The 11,388-nt window shown below is 72.4% G+C and carries 11 protein-coding genes and 1 riboswitch; of the genes, 1 reads left to right on the top strand and 10 read right to left on the bottom strand.

What is annotated here, in order from left to right; translation table 11 throughout:
* Positions 1-355 precede the first annotated feature (355 nt).
* A complete protein-coding gene (locus ABZ565_RS14660; RefSeq protein ID WP_361025431.1) occupies positions 356-2,245 on the top strand; it encodes an AAA family ATPase in 1,890 nt (629 codons plus the stop codon).
* A gap of 51 nt (positions 2,246-2,296) precedes the next feature.
* Here ABZ565_RS14660 and ABZ565_RS14665 read toward each other — a convergent pair whose 3' ends face one another.
* From ABZ565_RS14665 to ribD, 10 genes are all read right to left on the bottom strand, one after another.
* Complete coding sequence (locus tag ABZ565_RS14665) at positions 2,297-3,394, bottom strand: hemolysin family protein (protein ID WP_361025434.1); 1,098 nt, start codon at positions 3,392-3,394, stop codon at positions 2,297-2,299.
* Positions 3,391-4,752, bottom strand: a complete 1,362-nt coding sequence (locus tag ABZ565_RS14670; protein WP_361025437.1) for a hemolysin family protein — start codon at positions 4,750-4,752, stop codon at positions 3,391-3,393. The genes ABZ565_RS14665 and ABZ565_RS14670 overlap by 4 nt, the downstream gene beginning before the upstream one ends.
* A 187-nt stretch (positions 4,753-4,939) precedes the next feature.
* Complete coding sequence (locus ABZ565_RS14675; protein ID WP_361025440.1) at positions 4,940-5,404, bottom strand: PH domain-containing protein; 465 nt, start codon at positions 5,402-5,404, stop codon at positions 4,940-4,942.
* Between the two features lie 25 nt (positions 5,405-5,429).
* On the bottom strand, positions 5,430-6,278 hold the full coding sequence (gene hisG, locus ABZ565_RS14680; protein ID WP_361025443.1) for an ATP phosphoribosyltransferase: 849 nt from the start codon (positions 6,276-6,278) through the stop codon (positions 5,430-5,432).
* A 72-nt stretch (positions 6,279-6,350) separates the two neighbouring features.
* On the bottom strand, positions 6,351-6,623 hold the full coding sequence (locus ABZ565_RS14685; RefSeq protein ID WP_018103937.1) for a phosphoribosyl-ATP diphosphatase: 273 nt from the start codon (positions 6,621-6,623) through the stop codon (positions 6,351-6,353).
* Positions 6,624-6,657: 34 nt separating this feature from the next.
* Complete coding sequence (gene ribH / locus ABZ565_RS14690) at positions 6,658-7,143, bottom strand: 6,7-dimethyl-8-ribityllumazine synthase (RefSeq protein ID WP_361025447.1); 486 nt, start codon at positions 7,141-7,143, stop codon at positions 6,658-6,660.
* Positions 7,144-7,172: 29 nt separating this feature from the next.
* Positions 7,173-8,471 (bottom strand): bifunctional 3,4-dihydroxy-2-butanone-4-phosphate synthase/GTP cyclohydrolase II, encoded by a 1,299-nt coding sequence (locus ABZ565_RS14695; RefSeq protein WP_361025450.1) that lies wholly within the window; start codon positions 8,469-8,471, stop codon positions 7,173-7,175.
* Positions 8,468-9,112 carry a nicotinamide mononucleotide transporter family protein gene (locus tag ABZ565_RS14700; RefSeq protein ID WP_361025453.1) on the bottom strand — a complete coding sequence of 215 codons (645 nt, stop codon included), beginning with the start codon at positions 9,110-9,112 and terminating at the stop codon, positions 8,468-8,470. Before ABZ565_RS14700 ends, ABZ565_RS14695 begins: the two co-directional genes overlap by 4 nt.
* Positions 9,109-9,726, bottom strand: coding sequence for a riboflavin synthase (locus ABZ565_RS14705; RefSeq protein WP_361025456.1), 618 nt, complete (start codon positions 9,724-9,726; stop codon positions 9,109-9,111). The genes ABZ565_RS14700 and ABZ565_RS14705 overlap by 4 nt, the downstream gene beginning before the upstream one ends.
* Positions 9,727-10,827: a bifunctional diaminohydroxyphosphoribosylaminopyrimidine deaminase/5-amino-6-(5-phosphoribosylamino)uracil reductase RibD gene (gene ribD / locus ABZ565_RS14710; protein ID WP_361025459.1), complete on the bottom strand. Its 1,101-nt coding sequence runs from the start codon at positions 10,825-10,827 to the stop codon at positions 9,727-9,729.
* A gap of 155 nt (positions 10,828-10,982) precedes the next feature.
* A riboswitch (FMN riboswitch) is annotated at positions 10,983-11,113 on the bottom strand.
* Between the last annotated feature and the right edge of the window lie 275 nt (positions 11,114-11,388).

Below are 11,388 nucleotides of genomic sequence, written 5' to 3' on the forward strand. Positions count from 1 at the left end.
CCGGAAAACCGCTCGGAAGGCCCTCAACTCCGCTTGACCCGGGGGCGGTACAGGTCTTACGTTCTCAATGTGCGGCTTTTCGGAGCCCCCACAGACGCGAAGCCCCCGGTTGTTCCCCCGTGACCGGGGGCTTCGTCCTGTACCGCCCCCGCCTCTCCGGCGCCCGCACGGCCCCCTCTTCCTCACCCTGGGTCACGGCGCTTCTCCGGCCTGCGGCACCCTTCGTCGGATACGCACCGCACAGGTACGATGCCTCTCGGTGCGGTCAATTCCCGTCCACGGCACAGCGATTCGGCGCGCCTCGGCGGGCTTTCGGGCGGCGGGACATCCTGGGGGCACGTTCGTGGGGGACCTGATGGACTTCGGTACGCAGGGCGCGCAGGCCCCGGCCGACCTCGCCTGGCTGCGGGGCGTGGACGCCTACACCATGGGCGCGTATCCGCAGGCCGAGGAGGAGTTCCGGGCGGCGGTGGGCCGGGACCCCGGCATGGCGGACGCCTGGCTCGGACTGCACGCGCTGCGCGTCGACACCGCGTCGGCGCTGCTGCACATGCACCGCCACCGCGACCGCTTCGGCGAGCAGCGGACCCGCTACCGGCGCACGCTCAACTCCTGGTACTGGCTGGGCTGGTGGGTGCAGCCGGTCCTGGAGAGCCCGCGCGACCTGCTGCTGGCGCACGCCTCGCACTGGCTCGACGGCCGCCATGTCGCGGAGCTCGACCGGGCGCTGGCCGCCCTGCCGCCGGTGGAGACCGACCCCCAGGTCCGCTTCCTGCACGCCTGCCGCTCCTACCTGGTCAAGGACTGGGAACAGCTCGTGCGCCACACCGAGCAGCTGATCGACGACCCCCTGCTGGGCATCGAGGCGGGGCTGTTCGGCGGGATGGCCCGGGTGCGCCTGGAGATGTACGGGCAGGCGGAGCCCATGCTCGCGACGGCCCTGATGCGGTGCCGCAGCGAGCAGCCGCAGCGCAAGGAGCTCCGCTACTGGCTGGCCCGCGCCCACGAGGGCACCGGCCGCAGCGCCGCCGCCCTCCCCCTCTACCGCGCCGTGCACCGCATCGACCCCGCCTTCATGGACACCTCGGCCCGCCTCGCGGCCATCGCGGACTACGACGGTCTCGACGGCTCCGACGACCTGCCGGGGCTCGCGGCCGTGTCCCTCACCGGCCTGGAGGCGGACGCGTTCTACGCGGAGGGCGCCCCGCCGCCGGGCGCCGAGCAGGCGGACGGGCGGGAGCTGTCGTCCGGCGGTGAACCGCAGGACGTGCCCGGTGCCGGGGGCGCCCCGCCGCCCGGCGCGGTGCGGGCGAAGGTGCCGGCGCCGCAGCCGTTCCCGGCCGGGCCCAGCGACCCGGCGCTGCTGGCCGAGGCGCTGGCCGAGCTGGAGCGGATGGTCGGCCTGGAACCGGTGAAGCGCCAGGTCAAGGCCCTCTCGGCGCAGCTCAACATGGCGCGCCTCCGGGCGGGCCAGGGGCTCCCCGTACAGCCGCCGAAGCGGCACTTCGTGTTCTCCGGGCCGTCCGGCACCGGCAAGACGACCGTGGCCCGCATCCTGGGCCGGGTCTTCTACGCGCTGGGCCTGCTCGGCGGCGACCACCTCGTGGAGGCGCAACGGGCCGACCTGGTGGGCGAGTTCCTGGGCCAGACCGCCGTGAAGGCGAACGAGCTGATCGATTCGGCGCTGGGCGGGGTGCTGTTCGTGGACGAGGCGTACAGCCTGTCCAACACCGGGTACAGCAAGGGCGACGCGTACGGCGACGAGGCACTTCAGGTGCTGCTCAAGCGGGCGGAGGACAACCGGGACCACCTCGTCGTCATCCTGGCCGGCTATCCGGAGGGGATGGACCGGCTGCTGTCCACCAACCCCGGACTCTCCTCGCGCTTCACCACCCGGGTGGACTTCCCCAGCTACCGCCCGCTGGAACTCACCGCGATCGGCGAGGTGCTGGCCGCCGAGAACGGCGACGTGTGGGACGAGGAGTCACTGGAGGAGCTGCGCTCCATCAGCGGCCATGTGGTGGACCAGGGCTGGCTGGACGAGCTGGGCAACGGCCGCTTCCTGCGGACGCTGTACGAGAAGAGCTGCGCCTACCGCGATCTCCGGCTCTCCGGCTGCACGACGACGCCCACCCGGGACGACCTGGCCACGCTGCGGCTGCCGGACCTGATGCAGGCGTACGGCGAGGTCCTGTCCGGGCGCGGACCGGTGGGCCGGGGGCAGCAGGAGCCGCCTGCGCTGTGAGACCCGTGCCCCGTCCCGGCCGCCGGAGGGCATTGGCGGCCGGGACGGAACTCAGCCCACCAGGGCCCCCGCCCCGTCCGGGTCCGTCGTCCGCTCCTCCGCGCGGCGCGGCTCCGCCACCCGGTGCGCCGGGTCGCGGACCTCGCCGACCAGCGTCTCCAGGACGTCCTCCATCGCGACCAGGCCGAGCACCCGGCCGGAGGCATCCGCGACCTGGGCGAGGTGCGTGGCGGCGCGGCGCATCACGGTGAGGGCGTCGTCCAGCGGGAGTTCGGCCCGTACGGTGGCCATCGGGCGCCAGAGCTGCTGCGGCACCGCGCGCTCGCCGTCCTCCAGGTCCAGGACGTCCTTGACGTGCAGGTAGCCCATGAACGGGCCGCCGCCCTCGGCGCAGACCGGGAAGCGCGAGAAGCCCGTGCGGACCGTCAGCTCCTCGATCCGGCGCGGGGTGACGGAGGGGTCCACGGTCACCAGGGACGCCCGGCGCAGCAGCACGTCGGTGACGGGGCGGCTGCCCAGCTCCAGTGCGTCCTCCAGGCGTTCCTGCGCCTCGGGCTCGATGAGACCGGCCTGCCCGGAGTCCTCCACGAGGCGGTTGAGCTGCTCGCTCGTGAAGACGGCCTCCACCTCGTCCTTCGGTTCGACGCCGAAGAGGCGGAGCACCAGCCGGGCGCAGGCGCCGAGCGCCGCGGTGACCGGGCGGCAGAGCCGGGCGAAGCCGACGAGGCCGGGGCTCAGCCAGAGCGCCGTCTTCTCGGGCGCCGCCATCGCCAGGTTCTTCGGGACCATCTCGCCGATGACGAGGTGGAGGAAGACGACGAGGACGAGGGCGAGCACGTAACCGAGCGGATGGATCAGCCCCTCGGGCAGCTGCACGGCGGCGAACACCGGCTCCAGGAGGTGAGCGACGGTGGGTTCGGCGACGGCGCCCAGGGTCAGGGAGCAGACGGTGATGCCGAACTGGGCCGCCGCCATCATCTGCGGCAGGTTCTCCAGGCCGTACAGCACCTGACGGGCACGGCCGGAACCGGCCGCGGCGAGGGGTTCGACCTGGCTGCGGCGTACGGAGACGAGGGAGAACTCGGCGCCGACGAAGAAGCCGTTCGCGAGGACGAGGAGTCCGGCGAAGACCAGCTGGACGAGGCTCATCGCGCCGCCTCCAGGACCGCAGGCTCCGAGGCGTCCGCGCCCGGGGTTCCGGCGGTGCGGACGAAGCGGACCTTCTCGGCCCGGTAGTGGCCGACCTGGCGGACCGCGATCCGCCAGCCGGGGAGTTCGGCCCGGTCGCCGGGCGCGGGGATGCGGCCCAGCAGGTCGGCGACGAGCCCGGCGACCGTCTCGTACGGCCCGTCGGGCACGTCGAGTCCTATGCGGCGCAGGCTGAGGACCCGGCAGCTGCCCTCGGCGTCCCAGGCGGGGCTGCCGTCCTCGGGCGGGGCGGGGGCCAGTTCGGGGCGGTCGGCGCCCTCGGCGTCGTGCTCGTCGCGGACCTCGCCGACCAGCTCCTCGATGATGTCCTCCAGGGTGACGACCCCGGCGGTGCCGCCGTACTCGTCCACCACGACGGCGATCGGCTGCTCCTTGCGCAGCCGCTGGAGGAGCTGTTCGACGGGCAGCGTCTCGGGCACCAGGAGCGGCGGCACGGCGATCCGGCCGGCCGTGGTCCGCAGCCGTTCGGGGGCCGGGACGGCCAGGGCGTCCTTGAGGTGGATCATGCCGACGACCTCGTCGATGCGTTCCCGGTAGACGGGGAAGCGGGACAGGCCGGTGGCGCGGGTGAGGTTGAGGACGTCCTCGGCGGTGGCGGAGGTCTGCAGGGCGCTGACCTTCACGCGCGGGGTCATGACGTGCTGGGCGGTGAGCCCGGCGAGCGACAGGGTCCGTACGAAGAGGTCGGCGGTGTCCTGTTCGAGGGTGCCCGCCTCGGCGGAGTGCCGGGCGAGGGAGACCAGCTCGCCGGGGGTGCGGGCGGAGGCCAGCTCGTCGGTGGGCTCGACGCCGAGGAGGCGTACGAGCCGGTTGGCCGCGGTGTTCAGGGCGCCGATGACCGGCCGGAAGAGCCGGGTGAAGCGGGCCTGCGGTCCGGCGACGAACCGGGCGACCGTGAGCGGGCGGGAGACCGCCCAGTTCTTCGGGACGAGCTCGCCGATGACCATCTGGACGGCCGCCGCGAGCAGCATGCCGGTCACCACGCTGACGGTGGGGATCGCGCCGTCGGGCAGGCCGGTCAGCGCGAGGGGTCCGTCGAGGAGCTGGGCGAGCGCCGGTTCGGCGAGCATGCCGACCACCAGGGAGGTGATGGTGATGCCGAGCTGGGTGCCGGAGAGCTGGAAGGAGAGCTCGCGCAGGGCGTCGGTGACCGAGCGGGCCCGCCGGTCGCCCTCGGCGGCGGCGCGCTCGGCGTCCGCGCGCTCCACGGTGACGAGACCGAATTCGGCCGCCACGAAGAACCCGTTGGCGAGGATGAGAACGAATGCCGCGCAGAGCAGCAACAGGGGGGTTGTCATGCCGCCGCCTCCACGGAGGGGGCGGCGCAGGTACTACCGGACGATCCGTCCATTGCTGGAGGGAGTCACTCCTCGGGTCGCAGGAAAATCCCCGCCGGCCGTGTGGGCCTTGGGGCGGGGCGGGGGCGCACACGGGGCGCCGCCGCCCTCCAGAGTAATCAACGGGAGGCGGTGCGGGGCAAGGGGCTCAGCCCTTGTCCGTGCCCGTGCCGTGGTTCTCGGCGAGGGCGCGCAGGGCCCGGGCGTCCTGGATGGCGCGCTGCTTGGCGATGCCGGGCTGGATGCCGAGGGCGGGCATGCTGGTGCCGTCGCTGAGGTCGAGGAAGACCCACGGGTCGCCCACCCGCAGGTTGACGCGGACGATCTGGGCCCAGGAGAGACGGCGGCTGCGCGTGAGGTTGACCACCGTCACGCCCTCCTCGTCCGCGACGACCTTGGGGCGGCTGAGCAGCGCCAGGACGCCGAAGAAGAGCAGCGCGGTGAAGACGAAGCTGACCCGCTCTCCCCCGCTGAGCTGTTCGAGGGTGAAGGCCACGACGGTGATGACGGCGAACATCACCGCGCCGACGGTCAGCAGGACCACCCGGGTGCGGGTCGGCCGGAAGGTGACCGGCAGGGCCGGCGGGCCGGGCTGGGGCGCGGGGGCTGACATCGTGCTCTTCTTCCGTCTCCCGCCGTCAGAGACGGCAGGCGTGGATCGCGGTGGTGAGGATGGCTCGGGCGCCGAGGTCGTACAGGTCGTCCATGATCCGCTGCGCCTCGGCGGCGGCGACCATCGAGCGGACGGCGACCCAGCCCTCGTGGTGCAGCGGGGAGATGGTCGGCGACTCCAGGCCCGGGGTGAGGGCGACGGCGCGCTCCAGGTGCTCGACGCGGCAGTCGTAGTCCATCATCACGTAGCTGCGGGCCACCAGGACGCCCTGGAGGCGGCGCAGGAACTGCTGGACCTTGGGCTCGTCGGCGGGGGCGCCGGTGCGCCGGATGACGACGGCCTCGGAGGTCATGATGGGCTCGCCGATGACGTCGAGGCCGGCGTTGCGCAGGCTGGTGCCGGTCTCCACGACGTCCGCGATGACCTGGGCGACGCCGAGTTCGATGGCGGTCTCGACGGCGCCGTCGAGGTGGACGACGGAGGCGTTGACGCCGGCCTCGGCGAGGTGCCTGGCGACGATGCCCTCGTAGGAGGTGGCGATCGTCAGGCCGTCGAAGTCCTCGGGTCCGGCGACGGTCCCGGGCTTGGTGGCGTAACGGAAGGTGGAGCGGGCGAAGCCGAGCTGGAGGATCTCCTCGGCATCGGCGCCGGAGTCCAGCAGCAGGTCGCGGCCGGTGATGCCGATGTCGAGACGGCCCGAGCTGACGTAGATCGCGATGTCGCGGGGGCGCAGGTAGAAGAACTCGACCTCGTTGGCGGGGTCCACCAGGACGAGTTCCTTGGACTCCTTGCGCTGCTTGTAGCCCGCCTCATGGAGCATCGCCATCGCAGGCCCGGAGATAGCACCCTTGTTGGGGACGGCGATGCGCAGCATGAGGTCGGGTTTCCTTTGCGAAGGGTGAGGCGGGATGACGTACGGAAGGGTGCGGGGCCTGCGGGGCCTGGCTCAGAGGTGGGCGTAGACGTCGTCCAGGGAGATCCCGCGCGCGACCATCATCACCTGGACGTGGTACAGCAGCTGCGAGATCTCCTCGGCGGCGGCGTCCTTGCTCTCGTGCTCGGCGGCCATCCAGACTTCGGCGGCCTCCTCGACGACCTTCTTGCCGATGGCATGGACCCCCTTCTCCACCAGTTCGGCGGTGCGGGAGGTGGAGGGGTCGCCGTTGGCGGCCTTGAGCTGCAGCTCGGCGAAGAGCTCTTCGAAGGTTTTGTTCGCCATGATGTGCTCAGAATACGGGGTGCCCGGCCCGCACTCAGCGCCAGGGTTCGCTGACCGAGCGCAGTGTGGCGGCGGTGGCGACCGCGGCGGTCACAGCTTCGTGCCCCTTGTCCTCGTTGGACCCGTCGAGGCCGGCCCGGTCGAGCGCCTGCTCCTCGTTGTCGCACGTGAGTACGCCGAAGCCGATCGGGACGCCGGTGTCGACGGCGACCTGGGTCAGGCCGTTGGTGACGCCGTGGGACACGTATTCGAAGTGCGGGGTGCCGCCGCGGATGATCACGCCGAGGGCGACGATCGCGTCGTACCCGCGCCCGGCCAGCACCTTCGCGACGACGGGGAGCTCGAAGCTGCCCGGGACCCGCAGCAGGGTCGGCTCGTCGATGCCCAGCTCGTGCAGGGCGCGCAGGGCGCCGTCGACGAGCCCGTCCATGACCTTCTCGTGCCACTGCGCGGCGACGACCGCCACACGGAGGTCACCGCAGTTGCGTACGGACAGTTCGGGTGCGCCCTTGCCGCTCATGTCTCTCCTGGGTTCTCTGTACGGGTGTGCTACTGGTTGCCGCAGGCCGAAGCGGGGACCGCGTCGAGCCAGGGCAGGTCATGTCCCATGCGGTCGCGCTTGGTGCGCAGGTACCGCAGGTTGTGCTCGCCGGCCTGGACGGGCATCGGCTCGCGCCCGGTGACGGTCAGGCCGTGCCGGGTGAGCGCGGCGGTCTTGTCCGGGTTGTTCGTCATCAGGCGCAGGCTGCGCACGCCGAGGTCCGTGAGGATCTGGGCGCCCGCCGCGTAGTCCCGGGCGTCGGCGGGCAGGCCGAGCTCCAGGTTGGCGTCGAGCGTGTCGACGCCGCGCTCCTGGAGTTCGTACGCGCGGAGCTTGGAGAGCAGACCGATGCCCCGGCCCTCGTGGCCGCGCAGATAGACGACGACGCCGCGGCCCTCGTCCGTGATGCGCTCCATGGAGGCGTGCAGCTGGGGCCCGCAGTCGCAGCGCTCGGAGGCGAAGATGTCGCCGGTCAGGCACTCGGAGTGGACCCGGACCAGGACGTCGTCGCCGTCCCCGAGGTCGCCGTGGACCAGCGCGACGTGTTCGACGCCGTCCACGGTGGAGCGGTAGCCGTACGCGGTGAACGCGCCGAAGCGGGTGGGGAGCCGGACCTCGGCCTCGCGGCGGACGGTCGGCTCGTTGCTGCGCCGGTACGCGATCAGGTCCTCGATGGAGATGATCGTGAGGCCGTGCTTGCGGGCGAAGGGCACCAGCTGGGGCAGCCGCAGCATGACGCCGTCCTCACCGGCGATCTCCACGATCGCCCCGGCGGGCCGGAGTCCGGCGAGCCGGGCGAGGTCGACGGCCGCCTCGGTGTGGCCGTTGCGCACCAGGACCCCGCCGGAGCGGGCGCGCAGCGGGAAGACGTGACCGGGGCGCACGAAGTCGGCGGGGCCCGCCGCGCCGCCCGCGAGCAGGCGGAGCGTGGTGGCGCGGTCGGCTGCGGAGATGCCGGTGGAGACGCCGTGGGCGGCCGTGGCGTCGACGGAGACGGTGAAGGCGGTCTTCATCGACTCGGTGTTGTGGTCCACCATCTGGGGCAGTTCGAGCCGTTCCAGCTCGTCGCTCTCCATGGGCGCGCAGATCAGTCCGCGGCACTCGCTCATCATGAACGCGACGATCTCGGGCGTGGCCTTCTCGGCGGCGATGACGAGGTCGCCCTCGTTCTCGCGGTCCTCGTCGTCGACGACCACGACGGGCCGTCCGGCGGCGATGTCGCGGATGGCCTGCTCGACGGGGTCGAGGGCGAGGTCCTCGACGGGCGCCTCGTGTTCCCGGTGCAACCAGGTGGGCTGGGCAGTCATGCCGTGGCTCCTTCCAGAGCGGGTGTCCGCGTACGCAGCCACCAGTCGCGCATGCCCCACAGGACGAGGGCGCCGTAGACGACGTAGATGAGACCGGAGAAGGCGAGCCCGCTGTGGAAGTTCAGCGGGACGCCGACGAGGTCGACCAGGAGCCAGGCGAACCAGAACTCGACCATGCCGCGCGCCTGGGCGAGCATCGCGACCAGCGTGCCGGCGAAGATGTAGGCGTCCGCCCACGGGCTCCAGGAGAGCGAGGGGAAGGCGGTGAACAGGCCGCCGACCGCGAGGGTGCCGAGGGCCGCCCCGCCGAGCAGGTAGCCGCGTTCGCGCCAGGTGGCGAAGCGGACCGCTATGGAGCCGTCCTGGGCCTGCTGCCTGCCCCGGGTCCACTGCTGCCAGCCCCAGACGGCGACCGCGATGACGATGACCTGCTTGCCGACGCTGCCCGCCTGCTGGACGGAGACGTTGGCGGCGACCAGCACGACGCCGGACAGGAGCTGGGCGGGCCAGGTCCAGATCGAGCGCAGCCAGCCGAGCGCGAGGGCGATCAGGCCGACGGTGTTGCCGATCATGTCGGACCAGATGATGTGCTGGTCGAGGACGGTGAACGCCTCGGAGTTCAGCCAGTGCAGGGCGCTCACTTCGCGTCCTCCCCGGCCTCCGGCGCGTCGTGGCCGAGCAGCCGCTCGACGTACTTCGCGATGACGTCCACTTCGAGGTTGACCGGGTCACCGGGTCCCTTGATGCCGAGCGTGGTCAGCGCGAGGGTGGTGGGGATGAGGCTGATGGTGAAGTAGTCGGACGCGGCGTCCACCACGGTGAGGCTGACGCCGTCGACGGTGATCGAGCCCTTCTCCACCACGTACCGGGTGAGGGCGGCGGGGAGCGAGATCTTGACGATCTCCCAGTTCTCGGAGGGGCGGCGCTCCAGGATGCGGCCGGTGCCGTCGACGTGGCCCTGGACGATGTGGCCGCCGAGGCGTCCGCCGAGAGCCATGGGGCGTTCGAGGTTGACGCGGGAACCGGTCGTCAGGGCGCCGAGGCTGGAGCGGTTCAGCGTCTCGGCCATCACATCGGCGGTGAACTCGTGCTCGCCGAGGTCCACCACGGTCAGGCAGACACCGTTCACGGCGATCGAGTCCCCGTGCTTGGCGCCCTCGGTGACGACGGGTCCGCGCAGGCGGAAGCGGGAGGCGTCGTCCAGTTGCTCGACGGCGGTGACCTCGCCCAGTTCTTCGACGATTCCGGTGAACATTCAGTTCTCCTTACGGGCGGGGCCGGGGACGGCGGTGACGCGCAGATCGGGGCCGATGCGGACGGTCTCCGTCACGTCGAGGCGCAACGCCTCGGTGATCGTGGAGATTCCGGCGTCGGCGAGGACGGCGGGGCCCGCGCCGATGAGGACGGGGGCGAGATAGCCGACGACCTTGTCGACGAGTCCCGCGGCGACGAAGGCGCCGGCCAGGACCGGGCCGCCTTCGAGGAGTACGGAGCGCACGCCGCGCTCGTGGAGGGCGGCGAGCAGGGCGGCCGGGTCGAGACCGGTGCCGCCGGCCGCGCGGGGCAGTCGCAGGACCGCCTCGTCGGGCAGGTGGCCGGTGTCCGCGTCCTCGGCGACCGCGATCAGGGTGGGCGCGGTGGTGTCGAGGACCCGGGCGCCGGGGCGTACGGCGGTGGCGCGGGTGTCCATGACGACGCGCAGGGGCTGGACGGCGCCGTCGATGCCGCGCACCCCGAGCTGGGGGTCGTCGGCGCGGGCGGTGCCGGAGCCGACGAGGACCGCGTCGGCCTCGGCGCGCAGCCGGTGCACGTCGGCGCGGGACTCGGCGGAGCTGATCCAGCGGCTGGTGCCGTCGGCGGCGGCGACCCGGCCGTCCAGGCTCGCCGCGTACTTCCAGGTGACGTGCGGGCGGCCCAGGCGGACGGAGGTGAGCCAGGCGGCGTTGCCCGCCTCGGCCTCGTCGGCGAGGAGGCCCGCCTCGGCCCGGACGCCGGCGGCGCGGAGCGTTTCGGCGCCGCCGGTGGCCTGCGGGTTCGGGTCGCCGACCGCGAAGACGACCCGGGCGACGCCGGCCTCGATGAGGGCCTGGGCGCAGGGGCCGGTGCGACCGGTGTGGTTGCACGGTTCGAGGGTGACGTAGGCGGTGCCGCCGCGGGCCCGGTCGCCGGCCGCGCGCAGGGCGTGGATCTCGGCGTGCGGGCCGCCGGCACGCTGGTGGAAGCCCTCGCCCGCGGTCTCGCCGGCGGCGTCGAGGACGACGCACCCGACGACCGGGTTGGGGCTGGTGGAGCCGAGGCCGCGGGCGGCGAGCGCGATGGCTCGGCGCATGGCGGCGGTGTCGGCTGCGGTGTCCACCGGGTCCTCCTGCCTCTTCGGGCACGGACTCCGGGGCCTGTCGATGACGACAGAAGAAGCGGAACGCACGACAGGGACGCCTGATGCCGGAAAACACGGAGGGGCCCGGTGATCCGGAACCTCCGCCGACGGCGGCGTACCCGCGAAACGGCCCGCCGCGCACTGCCTCCCATCCGGACTTTAACCGTCGGTCCAGGAATTTCACCTGGTCAACCGGCCGCTGGATGCGGACGGGTCGCGGACTGTAACCGCCGGTTCGGAATTGCACCGACCCCGGAGTGCGCTGCTACTGGTACACGATCAGTGTGCCACGACCCGGCGGAGGCCAACCGGGTGAACGCTGTGGAGTGGCTCACAGACAGCACGTGACAAGAACTCTTTCGGACATCCGTACAGGAATGAACCGCGATTGGTCCAGACCTATTGACGCACTGGTCTAGTCCTCTTAATCTCTGCGTCACCTCCGAGGAGCGGTTCCGCGGTGTGCGCACGCCCGGGACCAGGCACGGCCCACCCCCCTTTGTTCAGTTGTGTTCTGCCGACCTCCCCAGGAGGAACCGA

Origin of the sequence: Streptomyces sp. NPDC016469, from assembly GCF_040632905.1 — a bacterium.
In the GTDB taxonomy this organism is placed as follows: domain Bacteria; phylum Actinomycetota; class Actinomycetes; order Streptomycetales; family Streptomycetaceae; genus Streptomyces.